Consider the following 16772-nt stretch of genomic DNA (forward strand, 5'->3'; position numbering starts at 1 on the left):
ACCCCACCCATGTCGCATCGCTGTAGGAGCTGGCTTGCCAGCGAAAGCCTACCTGGGGCGGGTGCAAGCCGTGGCGGCTTCTTCGCCGGCAAGCCCGCTCCTACAGGGTGCGGAGCAGGGTTTGCAGGGCGGCGCTGCAATCGTGCATCGGTGCTCGCAACTGCGTTCCGATCAACCCCTGGTGGGCCAGCAGTGCCTTGACCGGCGCCGGGTTGGGTTCGGCGAACAGCGCCTTGATCAGCGGCACCAGTTGCATGAAGGTGCTCCGGGCCGCGTCCAGTTGCTGGGCCCGGATCTGTTGCAGCAAGGCGACGAACCGTTGCGGGTGAATATGCGCCGAGGCCGCAATGGCCCCATGGGCGCCCAGGCACAAGGCGTTGAACAATTGCAGGTCCTCGCCGCACAGCACTTCGATCTGCCCGCAGGCCAGTAGCGCCAGGGTCTTTTCCAGGTTGCCGCCACAGTCCTTGACCGCCGCGATCCGTGGATGGGCCACGATGTTCAGCAAAGTGGCGGTGTCCAGGCTCACCCCGGTGCGGTAGGGAATGTCGTAGACAATCAGCGGCGCGCTGGAGGCATCGGCCACGGTGGCGAAGAAGCTCTCCAGGGCTGCTTGCGACGGCCGGATGTAGTAGGGCGCGGGCACCAGCAAGGCGGCCACCGCACGCTCGAGAATCTGTTCCTGCAGGCTCAGCAGCGACTTCAGGTTATTGCCCGCCAGCCCCATGATCACCTTCCCGGCGGGGGCTCGCTCCAGCACCGCATCGAGCACCGCCAACTGCTCGTCCTTGTCCAGGGCCGCGGCCTCGCCGGTGGTGCCGCAAACCACCAGCCCGGCTACGCCGCTTTCCAGCAGGTGAGTGGTCAAGCGCCCCAGGGCGGCGAAATCGACGGCACCGTCGATGAAAGGGGTGACGATAGGGACCCAGATACCTTGAAACGATGACATGCGTGTTCTCCTGATGGTTGACCGTCGGGTCGTCGTCAGAAGAGTAGAAGGGCGGTAAGCAGGGGGAGGGTGTCCGTAGCGCTTGAGGTCCTGTCAGCTCATCTGACGGGACACAGCGCCCCGGTCACATGAGCGACTGTTTCTTCGATTTAGAGCTGCAGGCCACGCGCGCCTCGACCTTGGCCGACAGGCCAATGGTGCGAAGGATGAAGGGCGTGGCTGGGGACATGGTCGCTGCAGGCTCAAGAATCAGGCGCCCAGTTTTAAAAGCCGGCGATCGCTTTGTCAATCCTCGAATCCGTTGAATCCGCCGCGCAGGCTTCCAGGGTGCCTGCCCTGAGGCTTAGCCCGGGCCTGGGTTGTCCGGCGTGCTGATGCGGTACAGCAGGCTCGGCGCCTGGCCGGGAAAATCATCCAGTTCGCCGTCCAGGCTCAGCCCCAGGCGCTCCAGGGCGCGCCGCGAGGGCAGGTTGTCGGGGCGCACCAGGCCAGTGACCCGCGGTGCATGCAGTTCGCTGAACGCCAGGTGCAGGGCGGCCCGGGCCATTTCCGCGGCATAGCCCTGGCCCCAGGCCTCGGGGCGCAAGCGAAAGTACAGGTTCAGCCCCGGCTCGTGGCCGAAGAAGCCCTGCATGATCCCGCCGAAGCCGATCAGCCGCTGCGGGTCGCTGCGCAGGGCGATGGCCCAGTAGCCGAAACCGTGCTGCTGCCAGTGTTCGATCCAGCCATGCAGCTTGTCGGCGCAGGTGGCAGCGTTGATCGGGCCGTTGGGGTTGAAGCGGTTGGTCTGCGGGTCGCCATGGATGGCACAGGCCTGGGGCAGGTCGTCCAGGGTCGGGGCGCGCAGTAGCAGGCGGGCGGTTTCTTGGCAGGAGGCAGGCATTGGCGCGGCTCTATGGCTTAGGGGCCTGGAGAAGGTAGGTGATGGGCCATCGGTTCTCAACCAGGGGCGGTCGGGGCATTGCTTGCCAGGCTAAGTATTGATCCAGGTCAAGAATGTTGAATCTAGTTCCGTTGCCAGGGAAGTTATTTCCCTGGAGGCAATAGCGCGATTAAAAGTGCTATCTAAACTCGATTCGGTCGGGCGCTGGGCAGTTGTTGTAGTGGATTGCTCATCAGGCTCGGGAAAGTTCTGCAGGTACGCAGAAGAAGTCTTCGGGTAATCGCAGGATGCGCCAGTTGCTGTTTGATCATGACGAGCAATTACTAGACTTCCTGCGAGGTTTTTCAAATGAAAAACAATCTCCCGGTGACTCAGCGTGAGCGAGTGTTTCCTGCCGAACAACGGCTTATTTCCGCCACCGATACCCATGGCAAGATCACTTACTGCAATGACGAGTTCGTTGCGGTCAGCGGTTTCAGCCGCGAACAGCTGATTGGCAGCCCGCACAACATCGTGCGCCATCCGGACATGCCCGAAGCGGTGTTCGGCCATATGTGGTCCTACCTCAAGGACGGCAAGAGCTGGATGGGCATCGTCAAGAACCGTTGCCAGAACGGTGATCATTACTGGGTCAACGCCTATGTCACACCGATATTCAGCCAGGGCGTGATTGCCGGCTACGAATCGGTGCGGGTCAAGCCCGAGCGCCAGCAGGTGGAGCGCGCCGCCGCCCTGTACTCGCACCTGCGCAGCACCCGCCTGGCCACGCCCTGGCGCCATCGGCTGCTGGGCGCCGGGGTGTTTGTGCTGCCGCCGCTGCTGGCGGTACTGGCCAGCGCCATGGCCGGCTGGCTGGCCGGGCCCTGGGCCGGGCTGGGAGTGGCGCTGCTCGGGCTCTTTGCCGTGCAGGCCCACGGCGCCTACCGCACCGGGCAGTTGCTGGGGCGCATCAGCGCGGTGTCCCTGGGCAGTTTCGACAGCGAGCTGATTGCCCGCACCTATACCGATGAGCGAGGCCCGGTGGCACGCCTGCAGATGATCCTGATCAGCGAGGCGGCGAAGATCCGTACCGCCCTCAGCCGCCTGGGGGATTACGCCAACCAGGCGGCGTCACTGGCTTCCACCAGCCAGAACCTGTCGCGCCAGGCCGAGTCGGCCCTGGGCAAGCAGCGCGACGAAGCCGACATGGCGGCCACGGCGATGAACCAGATGGCTTCGTCGATCGCCGAGGTTTCGGTGCACATCCATGACACCGCCGCCGCGGCCGACCAGGTCAACGAGCTGACCCAGGTGGGCTCCCAGGAGGCGCGCCGTTCCCGGGTGGTGATCGAGAAACTGGCGGATACGGTGGATGCGGTCAGCCAGTCGGTGGAAGGCCTGGCGCAGGAAACCCAGTCGATCCAGGTGGCGGCGAACATGATCCATTCGATCGCTGAGCAGACCAACCTGCTGGCCTTGAACGCAGCCATCGAGGCGGCGCGGGCCGGCGAACAGGGACGGGGGTTCGCCGTGGTCGCCGATGAGGTGCGGGCCCTGGCGTCGAAGACCCGGGAATCGACCCAGAGCATCCAGCGCATCATCCAGAGCCTGCAGCAGGTGGCGGGCCAGGCTGTGGAAGTGGCCCGCCAGGGCAGCGTGGAGGCGCGCTCCGGGGTGGCCCAGGTAGTCAGCACCCAGCAGGCGCTGGACGGCATCAACTCGGCGGTGGAGCGCATTCACCAGATGAGCCAGCAGATGGCCGCGGCGTCGGAGCAGCAGGCCCATGTGGCCGAGGAAATCTCCGAGCAGATCAGCAATATCGCCCGGGTCTCGGACCAGAATGCCGATATTGCCGTGCACTCCTGCAGCATTGGTGGCGACCTTGAATCCACCGCCCATGAACTCAATGCACTGGTGACCCGATTCAATAGTTGATTGCCGGGCGCGATCCACAAGTTCGCCGCGGCCCGCCCGGTGTCACGACAGCCCGCCACCGGCAGGGTAGTTTTGTTCAATACCGCCTCACCCCGGCCTCGTAGTCTGTGCGGCTCCAACCCACAGAGACAAAGAGGCAAGTGATGAGCGTAGTGTTTTCCATGGCGGCCTTTGCCCTGGCGGCCTCCATTACCCCGGGGCCGGTGAACATCGTCGCCCTGGGCAGCGGTGCGCGGTTCGGCTTCCGGGCCAGCCTGCGCCATGTGGCCGGGGCCACCCTGGGGTTTGTCCTGTTGCTGGTGCTGGTCGGCCTGGGGCTGCACGAACTGCTGCGCCAGTGGCCGGCCCTGACCCAGGGCATCCGCCTGTCCGGCGTGGCCTTCCTGCTGTACATGGCCTGGAAGCTGGCCCGGGACGATGGCCGGCTGGATACCGAGGGCCAGCCTCGGGCGCCGTCGGCCTGGTATGGCGCCCTGATGCAGTGGCTCAACCCCAAGGCCTGGCTGGCTTGCGTGGCCGGCATGGGGGCCTTCGCCGCCGATGGCGAGGCGCGGCTGGTGTGGCTGTTCGCGGCGGTGTACCTGGTCATCTGCTACCTGTCGGTGGCCTGTTGGGCCTATGCCGGCAGTTTTTTGCGCCATTACCTGGGCAACCCGGCGGGCATGCGCCTGTTCAACGGGGCCATGGCCGCCTTGCTGGCAGTCAGCGCGGCCTGCCTGCTGCTTTGAGCGCAGCTGGGCGTCAGTGGGCCTGGGGTTCGCCGCGCCTGGCCCGTCGCGGCCCCTGGTACTGGCCCGGGGTGGCCCCCAGATGCTGCTTGAACGCGCGCTGCAAGTGCGCCTGATCGGCGAAGCCCGCGGCCTGCGCCACCTCGGCGATCGGCACGCCCTGGCGCAGGCGGGCCTGGGCGAACTGCACCCGCCGGTTGACCAGGTAGGCATGGGGCGCCATGCCGTACTGCTGCTTGAAGGCGCGGATCAGGTAGGAGGCCGAAAGCTGCGCAGCCTGGCAGATCTGTTCCAGGTCCAGGGGCTCGGTACAGTGCTGGCGGATGAACTGCGCGGCCCGCTCAAGCTTGTGGTTGTTCTCCCGGGGCGGGGCCTTGGCCGGGTTCAGGCGCTGTTGCAGCTCGCTGAAGAACGCCACCACGCAGCTGTGCTTGTGCAGCGTCTCGGCCTGTGGGTCCACGAGGGCGTGGTACAGCTGCTCGAGGTCGGCGAAGAGTTGCGGGTCGTCGCTGCTGGTTTCCTCGAAGGGCTGGAACTGCAACTCGGGGCTCACGCCCAGTTCATGTTGCAGGCGGGTCAGCCAGGGCGTGTCGACGTACAGCATGCGGTACGACCAGGGCTGGTCGTCGACGGGGTTGCAGGCGTGGACCACGCCGGGGTTCATCAGCACCACGGTGCCGGCGCCCACCTGCCTTTGCGTCTGCTCGCTGACGTAGGTACTGACACCTGCGGTGATGCAGCCGATGGAGAACTGCTCATGGGCATGAGCGCAATAGCAGACCTTGCGCCCGTCGGCGATGGAGCGGGCCTCGATGAAGGGCAGGGCCGCATCGCGCCAGAAGAGGGGGGCGTCTGCAGAGGGCGGGGCGGTTTTCGTCAAGGCCATATCCATCGCTCAAGGACCGGCCACGAGTGTATTAGCTTCGCGCGTCGAAGGCGCGTTGCAGTGCCGCGATATCGAGTTTTTTCATCCCCAGCAGGGCCTGCATCACCCGCTCGGAACGGGCCGGGTCGGGGTCGCACATCATCTGCGCGAGCGTCTGCGGCACGATCTGCCAGGACAGACCGAAGCGGTCCTTGAGCCAGCCGCATTGCTGGGCCAGTTTCGGGCCGCCAAACCCCAGGGCATTCCAGTAGTGGTCGAGTTCGGCCTGGGTGCGGCAGTGCACTTGCAGCGACACCGCTTCGTTGAAGGTAAACGCCGGGCCGCCGTTGAGGGCACTGAAGCCCTGGCCGTCAAGCTCGAACGCCACGTTCATCACCGAGCCTTCGGCGCGGCCATGGAACTCGAAGCCGGCCTTGCCGTAGTGGCTGACGTGGGTGATGCGCGAGTGCTCGAAGATCGAGCAGTAGAACTGTGCGGCCTCGTGGGCCTGATGGTCGAACCACAGGCACGGGGTGATGGTCTGGATGCGTTGCATGGGGGCGCTCCTCTGCGGGTTGAGCACGCTCGCACAAGCGTAGTCAACCCGCAGCCGGAGCGGGCTACCGTGGATCGGCGCGGGTCTAGAAGTCCCAGCGGGTGGCCAGTTGCAGGCTGCGCGGCTCGCCGTAGAAGCCGGTGCTGAAGTTGCCGATACCGGTGTAGTACTTCTTGTCGAAGAGGTTCTTCACGTTCAGGGTCGAGCTCAGGTGCTGGCTGAACTGGTAGCGGGCCATGGCATCCACCAGGAAGTAGCCGTCCTGGGTGATGCGCGAATCATGCCCGCCATTGACCGTATCGCTCGGGTCGGGCTGGAGCACCTTGCCGAAGAACTGGCTCTGCCAGTTGACCCCGCCGCCCACCGTCAGGCGGTCCCAGGCACCGGGCAGGCGATAGGTGCTGAACAGCCGCGCCACCTGCTGCGGTTCGGTGCTCTGCAGCACCGAGCCGTAGACGTAGTCGTGATTGGCGTCGCGGGTGTGGTTGTAGCTGTAGCCGGCCGACAGGTTCCAGCCTTCGCTAAGCTCGCCAGCCACCTCCACCTCGAAACCCTTGGTGGTCGCGCCTTTGGTCGGACGGTAGATGGCGTCGATGCCCCAGCCGTCCACCAGTTGCGCGACGTTGTCCTGCTCGGTGTGGAACACCGCGAAGCTGGCGTTGACCCGGCCATCCAGGTACTCGGCCTTGATCCCGGCTTCGTAGCTGTCGCCCTGCACCGGGTCGAGGATCTTGCCGTCGACGTCCTTGCTCATCTGCGGCTGGTAGATGCTGGTGTAGCTGGTGTACAGCGAGTAGCTGTCGTTGAGGTCGTAGACCAGCCCGGCATAGGGGGTGACCACGCCGGTCTGCTGGTAGCGCTGGCGTGCGTCGGGGCTGTTGGGGTCGAGGTAGCGGGTGTTGTCGATGCCCTTGAAGTCGCTGACCCGGGTGCCGAGGATCACCGCCAGGTCGTCGGTGGGCTTGAGGCGGGTGGCCAGGTAGGCGCCGGTCTGGCGCTGGAGGATGTCGTTGTCGCCGATCTTCGGGATGTCCGGCTTGGCGAACTCGCCGCGCCAGTCGTAGATGCTGCCGCCCACTGGCGGGTACACCGAACCGTGGACCGGGATGTCCTGTCTGGCGTTCATCAGCATGAAGCCGGCGATCAGCTCGTGCTCGCGGCCGAACAGGCTGAAGGGGCCGTGCAGGTTGATGTCGAGGTTGTCCTGGCGCTGGTCGCCCTTGAACTTGCCCATGTACATGAACATGCCGTCGCCGCTGGCCTGGTCCGGGTTGCCGCCGCTGGCCGAGCCCAGCAGGGTGTCGTGCTGGCGGCGCAGGTGGTCGTAGCTGACCTTCAAGGTCCAGTCATTGGCCAGTTGCTGCTCCAGGGAGGTGAACAGGGTCTGGTTCTTGAAGTCGCGGCGGCTCCAGTCGGTGGCCGGGTTGAACGAGCGGGAGAAGTGGGTCCGCGAGCCGTTGCTGAAGTACATCGGGAAGCCGGTCCAGGTGGCGCCCCGGGAGCGGGTGTTCTGCTGGTCCAGGCCGAGGGTCAGCAGAGTGTCGGGGGTCAGGTCGGCCTCCAGCACGCCGTAGGCGATGTCCTTGGTGTTCTGGTAGTGGTCGAGGTAGGAGCTGCGGTCCTGGTAGACCCCGACAAAGCGCCCGCGCAGGTTGCCGGTTTCGGTCAGCGGGCCGGAAATGTCCCCTTCGCTGCGGTAGTTGTCCCAGGAACCGACGGTGCCGGTGACCGAGGCCTTGAACGCCTTGGTCGGCCGCTTGCGGATCAGGTTGACGGTGGCCGACGGGTCACCGGAGCCGGTCATCAGGCCGGTGGCGCCCTTGATGATTTCCACCCGGTCGAAGGTCGCCATGTCGGTGCTGGTGGTGCCGTAGTCGTAGACCCCGTCGTAGGTGGCGTTGACCCCGTCGTACTGGAAATTGGTGATGGGCAAGCCGCGGCTGGAGAACTCCCAGCGCTCGCTGTCGTAGTTCTGCACGCTGACCCCGGGGGCCCGGCGCAGGGTGTCGGCGATGCTGGTGGCGCCCTGGTCGTCCATCTGTTGGCGGGTGATCACCGTCACCGTTTGCGGGGTTTCGCGCAGCGACAGGTTGAGGCCGGTGGCCGAGGCGCTGGCCCCGGTGGTGTAGCTCTGGCTGCCTTCGGTGACGCTGCCCAGGCCCTGGGCGGAAATCTGCGTGGTGCCCAGTTGCAGCGGGCCGCTGGTGGCGGGAAGTGCCTTGAGCACATAGCCGCCGCTGACCGTCTGGGCTTGCAGCCCGGAGTTCGCCAGCAGCAGTTGCAGGGCCTCTGCGACGCTGTAGCGGCCGTTCAGGCCGGGGCTCTGCTTGCCGGCGGCCAGGTCGTTGTGCCCGGCAATGAACACCGCGCTCTGCTCGGCGAAGCGGTTGAGCACCGTGACCAGCGGCCCGGGGCCGATGCTGTAGCTGCGCCGTTCAGCCTGGGGCTGGTTCTGGCCCGCATCGGCAGCAGCGTGGGCCCAGGGCGCGGCGCCGCACAGCAGTGCGGTGCACAGGGGCAGGGTATGAAAGGGCAGGCGCGAACGACGGGGTGATGGCATGGGGTTCCCTTGTGGGTCGGCAATGTGAGGACTGTTACCGGGTTAACCGAAGGGCGTCGGAAAAAGGGAACCTGCCAGGTGAAAAAATTTTTCCGGCTTCAGGTACGTGGCTCCAGGGTCACCCACCAGGACGCCAGGCGCTTGACCCGCACCGGCAACGCCGCTTCCAGCAGGGCCAGGGCCTGGTCGGAGTCGTGCAAGGGGAAAGAGCCCATCACCGGCAGTTGGGCGATGGCCGGGTCGCAACCCAGGTGGCCGTTGCGATAGCGCCCCAGTTCCTCCAGCAGTTGCTCCAGGGGCAGGTTGTCGGCCAGCAGCAGGCCGTGGCTCCAGGCTTCGCGGGCGGCACTGGCGGCCTGCAGCGGCCCCAGGGTGCGGCCATCGAAGCGCAGCTGCTGGCCGGCATTCACCACCTGCACCTGCAAGCCACTGGCGCTGCGTACCTCCACCGCGCCGGCGTAGACGTTGAGCAGGCTGTCGCTGGCGCCGCAGCGCACGCTGAAGCGCGTGCCCAGGGCGCGCAGGCGGCCGTGTTCGGTCTGCACCAGGAATGGCCGGCGCGGGTCCTTGGCGGTGTCGATGAGGATCTCCCCCAGGTGCAACGCCAGCAGCCGCTGCTCGGTGCTGTAGCGCACATCCACCGCGCTCAGGGCATTGAGCCACAGGCGCGTACCGTCGCTGAGCAGCGTGTCGCGGACTTCCCCGGTGCCGGTGGCGTAGTCGGCACGCCAGCGGCTCAGGGCCTGGGGCAACGGGCTGTTGCGCCAGGTGCCCCAGCCCAGGCCAGCCAGCAGCAGTGCACCGAGCACCTGGCGCCGTGCCAGGGCCGGACGTCGGGCGGCGCTCAGGGCGCGGCTGGCGGATGGGCGGGTGTTGGCCTCCTGCAATGGCAGCAGGCGCTGGCTGACCCGCTCGACATAGCTCCAGGCCTGGCGGTGTTCCGCGCTCTGCTCGAACCAGTCCTGCCACTGGCTGCGCTGTTCGTCGCTGCTGCCCTGGTCCTGCAGTTGCACGTACCAGTGCGCGGCCTGTTGCAGGCAGGCGTGGCTGAGCCGGCCGCCGGGTCGAGGGTCCATGGTTCAGTCCACCAGCAGGCCGTCGAGTTCAGCCTCCAGCAGTGCGCAATGCAGCAGGGCCTGGGCCAGGTACTTCTTCACCATGCGCTCCGATACCCCCAGCTCATCGGCGATGGCCTGGTAGGGCCGGCCGTGCAGTTGAGCGAGGATGAAGGCCGTGCGCACCTTGGCCGGCAGGCGGCTGAGCATGGCGTCCACTTCGTACAGGGTCTCGACAATGATTGCCTGCTGCTCCGCCGAGGGTTGCACCGCCTGCGGGCGTGCAGCCAGCGCCTGCAGCCAGGCCTGCTCCAGTTGCCGGCGCCGCCAGTGGTCGATGCACAAGCCCCGGGCCACGGTGGCCAGGTAGGAACGCTGGTGGACCTCGTCACGCAGCACCGGCGGGCGCTTGAGCACCCGGACAAAGATGTCGTGGGCCAGGTCGGCGGCGTCCCAGGCGTGATTCAGGCGCCGGCGCAACAACTCGTAGAGCCAGCGGTGATGGGCGTCGTAGAGGCTGTGGACCGAGTCCGGGCTGGCGAGAGGCGTGGAGGGCAAGGAGGCGTGTCCGCTGGCGTTCTGGTTGTAAATGGGAATTGATCGCGATTAAAGCAAAAGCCATCGGCCCCTGCAAACGATATCGCCGCGCCCTGGCGCAATCGACCGTGCTTGAGCGGGTGGTCGCGCAGGCAGTCAAGCCTGGCGCGAACAGGACGATAAAAGACTGGGATCGGGACCATTCAGTGCTTGCTGAATGGGGTTTCTTCAGTGGTATCTTCGCTGGTATTCGCTTGTCATGGCCTGGCGCTGCATTGCGTATCCATGGGGGCGGGCGGCAACGTCCGGGGGGTATCGGACGCGCAGCGGCAAAGGGGCGGGGCTTATGCGAAACGTGGGGTTCAAGCTGTTTTTCACCCATCGTCTGGCACTCCTGGCGGGTGCCGAGTCATTACGCTCGATCCGCGAAGGCCTGTTGTGGCTGCTGCCATGCCTGCTGGTCTCGGCGCTGCTGCTGATCCTCGGCCAGTGCGCCCAGGCGTTGGGTGCGCCGCCAGCATTGGTGGAGCTGCTGACCGGCCTGCACAACCGCATCAGTTCGATCATTCCCCTGCTGGTGGCGGCGTCCATCGGCTACATGCTGGCGATAAAATACCGCCTGCCCCAACTGCCGGTGGCCTTCCTCTGCCTGTCCCATGTGGTGATCGCCATCTACCTGCTGCGCGACTACCCGCGGGCTGCGGCGACCTTCGTGCTGTTCATCGCCATCGCCTCGCCCCTGGTCAACGTGCCGCTGATGGCCCGGCTGCACCGCCAGCGCTGGACCCGGCTGGTGGACGAGGGGCTGGTGGGGCACAACCTCAAGGGCACCATCAACATGGTGCTGCCGGGGATGGTGACCTCTTTGGTGCTAGTCTGCGTGTTGCAACTGCTGCTGCAGTTCCATGATTTTGCCTACGTCGAGCGGCCGATCGATATCGACGACCTGGACAACCCCTACCTCAACGCGATCTTCCTGACCTCGACCAATTCGCTGCTGTGGTTCTTCGGCATTCATGGCGCCCATGCCATGCAGCCGCTGATGGATGTGATGGACCAGGCCGTGACGCTCAACGCCGCGGATCAGGCCGCTGGCCGGCCATTGCGCTATGCCTTGAACAGCGGCCTGCTGGGCTGCTTTGCCTTCATTGGCGGCTCTGGAGGTTCCCTGGCGCTGGTGCTGGCGATCCTCGGTTTCTCGCGCAACCGCTCCATGCGTCTGCTGGCCTTGGCGAGCCTGGCGCTGTCGCTGTTCAACGTCAACGAACTGCTGCTGTTCGGTGTGCCGATCATCCTCAACCCGCGCCTGCTGGTACCGTTCATGCTGGTGCCGATGGTCAATGCCTGCCTGGCGCTGCTGGTGGTGCAACTGGGGTGGGTGAGCCCGGCGCTGGTGAGCCTGCCCTTTACCTCGCCGGTGCTGCTCAATGCCTACCTCAGCACCCAGGGCGACTGGGGCGCGGTGCTGCTGCAAGGGCTGCTGCTGGGGGTCGGCATCCTGATCTACATGCCCTATGTGCGCAGTATCCAGCGCCAGGGCGAGCAAAGTGCCCAGGTCTACCTGAAAACCTTCGACACCACCTTCCATGGCCTGGAGGAGCGGGGCCGGCTGTTCGAGCTGGACCCGATGGTGGCGTCCTACCAGCAGGCCGCCCAGCAGTCATTGCAGCTAGCCCGTATCCAGCAGTTGAGCGACTACGACTTCCACCTGGAGTATCAGCCCCAGGTGATCAAGGACAGCGGCTTGTGCAGCGGTTGCGAAGCGCTGATCCGCGCCCGTGACCGCGAGGGCAAGGTGCAGTCGCCCTGGGAACTGCTGCAGTGGCTGGGCCAGGCCAAGCTGATGCCCGAGGTGGATTTCTGGGTGGCGTCCCAGGCGGTGCGCCAGCACCTGGCGTGGCGCAAGGTCGGCTTCGAGCTGCCCATCACCATCAACATCTCCAGCGCCACCCTGGCCTCCCGGGAGCATGGCCAGCGCCTGCTGGAGATTCTGGCCCGGGCCCAGGGCCAGGTGTCGGTGGAGATTACCGAGGATGCCCTGGTGGGCGATGCGCTGCTGACCCAGCAATGGATCGGCAAGCTCCATGCGCTGGGCGCCCGGGTCTATATCGATGACTTCGGCACCGGCTTTTCCGCCCTGAGCTACCTGCACCAGTTCCCGGTGGACGGGATCAAGATCGACCGCAGCTTTGTCCTCGCCCAGCGTGAACCCAAGGGCGCCCAGGTGTTGAACGGCCTGCTGCGTTTTTGCGAAACCCTCAAGCTCAAAGTGGTGGTGGAAGGGGTGGAGACCCGCGAGCAGCTGGATTTCCTGCAATCGAGTGCCGAGCTGACCATCCAGGGCTGGTACTACAGCAAATCCCTGCCCGGGGAGCAGATCCCCGGTTTCGTCAGCCAGCGCGCGCGGGACGCCCAGGCACTGAAGGCCGATTGACCCCGGGGCTCAAGCCCCGGCGCGGAAGGCCGGGTGCGCCGGGCGGCGCAGCGCCTGCCACGCCCGGGCCTGGGGCCAGTCGGCGGCGCTCAGCCACAGCCCCTGGTGTTCGCGCAAGGGTTCGGCAGGCAGGCGCAACAGGTCTTCCAGTGCCCACTCCAGGCTGCGGCCCGGATCGGGATCGTCCGCCGCCTGCCAATCCCGCTCGAACAGCTGCAGCGCCAGGCCCCGGGCATCGAAGTGCTGGAACAGCGGGCGGTGGCGCAGCCAGTCGGGGGCGATGCGCAGGCTGCGTTCCTGCACATCGAGCAGCAGCAACTGCCAGGCGCGGTAGCCCTGCTGCGGGTCGCCGGCGCCGAGCCGGAGCCGGGTCAAGGCCAGGTAGCGGGCGTCGGTGGACCAGATCAGCGACGGGGCCAGATCGCCTACTGCACAGCCGGAGGCGGTGAGCAGGTGGCCGCCGAGCCGCGGGCTGGTTTCCCGCAGCCAGCTGTCGGCGTACTCGGTTTCGCTGCCAAACAGCCACGCGGCGTCGCGGCCATCGGGGGCAGGCTGGATAAAGTCACCCTCGGCGACCGCGGCCTGAGGCCGATCCACCAGGCGCCAGGGCGCCACGGGCTGCAATTGGTCATCGATCACCAGCCAGTCCTGGCGCTCATAGCAGGGCTGCGAGGCCGGGCCTTCGGTGCAGAATGCCGCGGCGTGTTCAGGTGCGGGCGCCGGCCGGTTGAAGCGTTGCAGCGGGCTGCTGGCGTGGTCCGGGTCGAGGCGCCCGACCAGCACGGCCAGGCTCAGGCGGCCCTGGCGAAAGTCCAGCAGGCGCGCCGCCAGCAGTGCCGGGCTGTAGATCAGGCGCTGCTGTTGCAGGTCCGCCACCACCACCTGGGGGGCCAGCTCCAGGGTCTCGCTCCAGGGCAGCAGGGCCAGGTAGCGCTGGCAATCGGAAACCCGATGGTCCAGCAACCAGCACCCGGGCAGTTGCCAGGTGCCGATCTGGCATCGGTAGGCACCCAGGCCCCGGGGGTTGTCCGTCAGCCAGCTGAACAGCGCGCGCTGTTCGCCCAGCAGGGGCTGGGACTGGATCCGGCTTTCGCCCCGGGCCCCGCTGCCGTCCAGGGGCTGCAGCAACTGGGTGCGGGTCAGCGGCAGCGGCGCCACTTGCAGGCAGCCTTGCCGGTCGTGGCCGACGCCGGTTTCGCTGTCGCTGTGGGTACTGTGCAAGCGATAGCCGTAGCGCCCGTGGTCCGCCTCGGCCAGGTCCAGGTATGCGCTGTAGCCCAGCCAGTGGCGATCCAGGCTGAGCAGCGGGCCAGGGTAGAAGGATGGTTCTGCATGGCTGGCGACCCAGGGCGCGGGCAATGGCCGCCAGCCCTTGTCGGCCTGCCACAGCCAGCAGCACGCGGCCTCAGGCTGCGCTTGCTCGTGGGCGATGCAGGCCAGGGCCTGGCCGTCGTCGCGCCAGATGCGGGGTGCGTCCGCACGCAGCAGCAAGCCGCTGGGCTGGCCGTCGATGCTTATGCGATAGGGCGGCATGCGCAGGGGTTCCAGGGGTTGCTCCAGGGCCCTGAGGCTGGCCGGCAGCGCCAGGCTGGCGTGCAGCCGGTGGCTGCCGTGGGGTGCGCTTTCTTCGAAATCCTGGCGAGCCAGGGCCTCCAGCCACTGGCCCGGCTCCAGCCAGAGATCGGCTACCGCCACCAGATCGACGCATTCGGCCTCCTGCAGCAGGCTGTTCAGGCTGGCCTGGTGCTGGCCGTTGTCCACCAGCGGGCTGTGGCGGCCGCTGAGGGTGTCGGCGCTGAAGGCATCCAGCTCCCAGAAGTGTTCCCGGTTGCAGCGGTACAGGCGGCGCTGTTCACGGTCGAGGATGGCCAGCCCCCAGTGTTGCCTGGAAGGCAGCGGCGCGGCGAAGTAGCGCCCGTCACTGGAAAACCGCGCCGAGGACCCCAGCCCTTGCAGCAGCACCCCATCGGGGAACAGGTAGTCGCAATAGGTGGGCCCGCCCATGGCGATCTCGCCGTGGTTGAACACCCGGATCGGCTGGCCCTCCGGGGTCTGTTGTGGTTCGTTGCCGCCCCAGGCGCTGATCGGTGTGGGGCTCGGCTGCACCAGCCCCAGGCGGCGTTCCAGGTGGCTGACCGCTGCCAGCCCGGCAAAGATGCTGGTGAAGGCGGCGGCGATATCCCAGTAGGCCGGCAGGGCCCGGCCCAGGCTGAAGCCCAGGCCGAACGCGGCGCTGATCATCAGCCGCGCCAGGCCGCGGGCGGTTTTAGGCCAGCCCAGGCGCGCCGCCAGGGTCATCGCCGCTGCGCAGCCGAGCAACACCCCCAGGGCCGCCGGGGGCGGCAGCAGGGTGACGAAGAAGATCGGGATGAGCAGGGCGGCCAACTGCCAGAGCAACTCCAGCAACAGGCGTGACAGGCTCTTCTCGGATGCGGGGGAGGAAGCTTCGGGCATCGGCGACATCCTTGTATGGGAGCGAGCGAGCTCGCGATGGGCGTCAACGATAACGCGGGTCTACAGGAAGTGCGCGGCGTTTTCCGATGCATCGCGAGCAAGCTCGCTCCTGCAGAGGGGGGATTGGCTCAAGGGGGGCAATCTGCCCTTGCCGGCGAAAAAGGGCAGCGGGGAAAAATGCAGTCATATTGACTTCGTTGGCGGTCTTTATGACTTCTTCTTTATCTGGTCATAAAGACTCTTGAGGTGGCAGGGCCCGGTTTTACGGGCTCTGTGCGCTGGCATGAAACGTGAAGGGGGCAGTCATGCCATTGTGTGTTCGAGGAGTTGTAGAAATGAGCCGTTACTTCGATTCGCCGCTGCATGTACTGCACCTGTCCAATGCTCTGCTGGGGTCGGGCAGCCTGTTGCTGGGCCTGGGGGTGTACGCCGCCTATGTTCATTCCGGGCATTTGCCTATCGCCACCCTGGTGCTGATGCACAGCCTGGTGATTATCGGGCCGACCCTGTTGAAGATCGGTTATGTCATGCGCCTGCTGGCCCAGCGGCGCATGGCCCAGTGCCAGGGGAGGGCTGCCTGTGTCTTTGCCTGAAGCCTGGCACCGCTGGACCGGCCAGCCCTTCTGGAGCCTGGGATTCCGCCCGTTCTTCCTCGCCGGCGCCGGCTTCGCCTGCCTTGCCCTGATGGGTTGGGGCCTGTGGCTGCATGGTGCGCTGGCGGGCCTGCAACCGGTGGCCGGGATGCTGGCCTGGCACCGTCACGAAATGCTCTTCGGCTTTGCCGTGGCGATCGTTGCCGGCTTCCTGCTGACGGCGGTGGCCAACTGGACCGGCCGCCCGGGCCTGAGCCGTACGCCGTTGCTGTTGCTGTGGCTGCTGTGGCTGGCGGGGCGCCTGGCCTGGTGGCTGCCGCTGCCGGGCCCGCTGTTCGTTGTGGTGCAACTGGCGTTCATGCCGTTGCTGGCGGCGGTGATCGGGCGCGAGCTGTGGTGCGCCGGCAAGCGCGAGAACTACCCCATGGTCCTGGTCCTGGGGCTGCTGGCGCTGTTTCAGGGGCTGACCCTGTGGGGCCTGTTGGAACACCAGGACAGCTGGCAGCGGCGCGGCGAACTGGGCGCCTTGTGGCTGGTGGCGACCCTGATGACGGTGATCGGCGGCCGGGTGATTCCCTTCTTCATCCAGCGCGGGCTGCAACTGCCCCCCCAGGCGCCGACATCGCCCTGGCCGACCCGGGTGTTGCTGGTGGGCAGCCTGCTGGCCGCGTTGTCCATGGCCCTGGGCGGCGGTGACGCTCCCCGCGGGTGGCTGGCGCCGCTGTTCGCCCTGCTGGCGGGGCTGCAAGGCTGGCGCTTGTGGCGCTGGCACAGGCCGGGGTTGTGGCGGGTGCCGTTGCTCTGGTCGCTGTACCTGGCCTACGGGTGGCTGGCCCTGGCAACCCTGGGCATGGCCCTCTGGCACCTGGGCTGGTCGATACCCCAGAGCCTGGTGACCCATGCCCTGGCGGTGGGTGGCCTGGGCGGGCTGGTGCTGGGCATGGTGGCGCGGGTCAGCCTCGGCCACAGTGGCCGGCCACTGCAGGCTTCGCGAGCCATGGCCGGTGGCTTTGCGCTGCTGTTCCTGGCGGCCTTGTGCCGGGTCCTGCTGGTGCCGTTCAGCAGCCTGGGGCTGGGCCTTTCAGCGCTGCTGGCGGGCCTGGCGTTTGCCGTGTTCGTGGCTGGCTACGGGAGGATTCTGTTGGCCCCCCGGTTGTGAGGGCCACCTGCTCACTGGCTCCTGCCGCGCCGCTTTAGATGATAAACCGTCGTTATTCTGGACTACGCTTGGGATCTTAGCCGCG

Annotated in this window: 13 protein-coding genes; 5 read left to right on the forward strand and 8 right to left on the reverse strand. The window is 66.7% G+C overall.

Annotated features, from left to right (window positions below; all coding sequences use genetic code 11):
- Nucleotides 1–100: 100 nt before the first annotated feature.
- Both dapA and BLS75_RS02595 read right to left on the reverse strand, forming a co-directional pair.
- Nucleotides 101–949, reverse strand: a complete 849-nt coding sequence (dapA, locus tag BLS75_RS02590; RefSeq protein WP_072450190.1) for a 4-hydroxy-tetrahydrodipicolinate synthase — start codon at nucleotides 947–949, stop codon at nucleotides 101–103.
- A gap of 343 nt (nucleotides 950–1292) precedes the next feature.
- Nucleotides 1293–1832 (reverse strand): GNAT family N-acetyltransferase, encoded by a 540-nt coding sequence (locus tag BLS75_RS02595; protein WP_072450191.1) that lies wholly within the window; start codon nucleotides 1830–1832, stop codon nucleotides 1293–1295.
- A 348-nt stretch (nucleotides 1833–2180) separates the two neighbouring features.
- Between BLS75_RS02595 and BLS75_RS02600 the strand changes: the two genes are divergently transcribed.
- The gene (locus BLS75_RS02600; RefSeq protein ID WP_072441637.1) at nucleotides 2181–3746 is read left to right on the forward strand and encodes a methyl-accepting chemotaxis protein; all 1566 of its coding nucleotides are present in this window, start codon (nucleotides 2181–2183) and stop codon (nucleotides 3744–3746) included.
- Nucleotides 3747–3889: 143 nt separating this feature from the next.
- Nucleotides 3890–4474 (forward strand): LysE family translocator, encoded by a 585-nt coding sequence (locus BLS75_RS02605; protein WP_072450192.1) that lies wholly within the window; start codon nucleotides 3890–3892, stop codon nucleotides 4472–4474.
- A gap of 13 nt (nucleotides 4475–4487) precedes the next feature.
- On the opposite strand, the gene BLS75_RS02610 is transcribed toward BLS75_RS02605, so the two are convergent.
- The 5 genes from BLS75_RS02610 to BLS75_RS02630 form a co-directional block, all read right to left on the reverse strand.
- On the reverse strand, nucleotides 4488–5366 hold the full coding sequence (locus BLS75_RS02610; protein WP_072450193.1) for an AraC family transcriptional regulator: 879 nt from the start codon (nucleotides 5364–5366) through the stop codon (nucleotides 4488–4490).
- A 25-nt stretch (nucleotides 5367–5391) separates the two neighbouring features.
- Nucleotides 5392–5895, reverse strand: a complete 504-nt coding sequence (locus tag BLS75_RS02615) for a VOC family protein (protein WP_072450194.1) — start codon at nucleotides 5893–5895, stop codon at nucleotides 5392–5394.
- Nucleotides 5896–5980: 85 nt separating this feature from the next.
- The gene (locus BLS75_RS02620; protein WP_072450195.1) at nucleotides 5981–8455 is read right to left on the reverse strand and encodes a TonB-dependent siderophore receptor; all 2475 of its coding nucleotides are present in this window, start codon (nucleotides 8453–8455) and stop codon (nucleotides 5981–5983) included.
- A gap of 98 nt (nucleotides 8456–8553) precedes the next feature.
- The gene (locus BLS75_RS02625; protein WP_072450196.1) at nucleotides 8554–9531 is read right to left on the reverse strand and encodes a FecR domain-containing protein; all 978 of its coding nucleotides are present in this window, start codon (nucleotides 9529–9531) and stop codon (nucleotides 8554–8556) included.
- Between the two features lie 3 nt (nucleotides 9532–9534).
- Nucleotides 9535–10068, reverse strand: coding sequence for a sigma-70 family RNA polymerase sigma factor (locus BLS75_RS02630; RefSeq protein ID WP_072441648.1), 534 nt, complete (start codon nucleotides 10066–10068; stop codon nucleotides 9535–9537).
- A 325-nt stretch (nucleotides 10069–10393) separates the two neighbouring features.
- On the opposite strand from BLS75_RS02630, the gene BLS75_RS02635 reads away from it, so the two are divergent.
- The gene (locus BLS75_RS02635; protein ID WP_011061594.1) at nucleotides 10394–12481 is read left to right on the forward strand and encodes an EAL domain-containing protein; all 2088 of its coding nucleotides are present in this window, start codon (nucleotides 10394–10396) and stop codon (nucleotides 12479–12481) included.
- 9 nt (nucleotides 12482–12490) lie between these two features.
- Here BLS75_RS02635 and BLS75_RS02640 read toward each other — a convergent pair whose 3' ends face one another.
- Nucleotides 12491–14935: a hypothetical protein gene (locus BLS75_RS02640; RefSeq protein ID WP_072450197.1), complete on the reverse strand. Its 2445-nt coding sequence runs from the start codon at nucleotides 14933–14935 to the stop codon at nucleotides 12491–12493.
- A gap of 335 nt (nucleotides 14936–15270) precedes the next feature.
- Between BLS75_RS02640 and BLS75_RS02645 the strand changes: the two genes are divergently transcribed.
- Together BLS75_RS02645 and BLS75_RS02650 are read left to right on the forward strand one after the other, a co-directional pair.
- Nucleotides 15271–15528: a transmembrane sensor/regulator PpyR gene (locus BLS75_RS02645; RefSeq protein WP_065364180.1), complete on the forward strand. Its 258-nt coding sequence runs from the start codon at nucleotides 15271–15273 to the stop codon at nucleotides 15526–15528.
- Complete coding sequence (locus BLS75_RS02650) at nucleotides 15515–16687, forward strand: NnrS family protein (protein ID WP_072450198.1); 1173 nt, start codon at nucleotides 15515–15517, stop codon at nucleotides 16685–16687. The genes BLS75_RS02645 and BLS75_RS02650 overlap by 14 nt, the downstream gene beginning before the upstream one ends.
- Nucleotides 16688–16772: the final 85 nt, after the last annotated feature.

Origin of the sequence: Pseudomonas sp. NFPP12 (assembly GCF_900103205.1) — a bacterium.
Taxonomy (GTDB): Bacteria; Pseudomonadota; Gammaproteobacteria; order Pseudomonadales; family Pseudomonadaceae; genus Aquipseudomonas; species Aquipseudomonas protegens.

Bases quoted from the DNA above. Each gene is read 5' to 3' on its own strand.
- BLS75_RS02640 (WP_072450197.1), bottom strand. From the start codon at position 14,935: ATGCCCGAAGCTTCCTCCCCCGCATCCGAGAAGAGCCTGTCACGCCTG.
- dapA (WP_072450190.1), bottom strand. From the start codon at position 949: ATGTCATCGTTTCAAGGTATCTGGGTCCCTATCGTCACCCCTTTCATC.
- BLS75_RS02620 (WP_072450195.1), bottom strand. From the start codon at position 8,455: ATGCCATCACCCCGTCGTTCGCGCCTGCCCTTTCATACCCTGCCCCTG.
- BLS75_RS02615 (WP_072450194.1), bottom strand. From the start codon at position 5,895: ATGCAACGCATCCAGACCATCACCCCGTGCCTGTGGTTCGACCATCAG.
- BLS75_RS02610 (WP_072450193.1), bottom strand. From the start codon at position 5,366: ATGGATATGGCCTTGACGAAAACCGCCCCGCCCTCTGCAGACGCCCCC.
- BLS75_RS02625 (WP_072450196.1), bottom strand. From the start codon at position 9,531: ATGGACCCTCGACCCGGCGGCCGGCTCAGCCACGCCTGCCTGCAACAG.
- BLS75_RS02635 (WP_011061594.1), top strand. From the start codon at position 10,394: ATGCGAAACGTGGGGTTCAAGCTGTTTTTCACCCATCGTCTGGCACTC.
- BLS75_RS02595 (WP_072450191.1), bottom strand. From the start codon at position 1,832: ATGCCTGCCTCCTGCCAAGAAACCGCCCGCCTGCTACTGCGCGCCCCG.
- BLS75_RS02605 (WP_072450192.1), top strand. From the start codon at position 3,890: ATGAGCGTAGTGTTTTCCATGGCGGCCTTTGCCCTGGCGGCCTCCATT.
- BLS75_RS02600 (WP_072441637.1), top strand. From the start codon at position 2,181: ATGAAAAACAATCTCCCGGTGACTCAGCGTGAGCGAGTGTTTCCTGCC.
- BLS75_RS02645 (WP_065364180.1), top strand. From the start codon at position 15,271: ATGAGCCGTTACTTCGATTCGCCGCTGCATGTACTGCACCTGTCCAAT.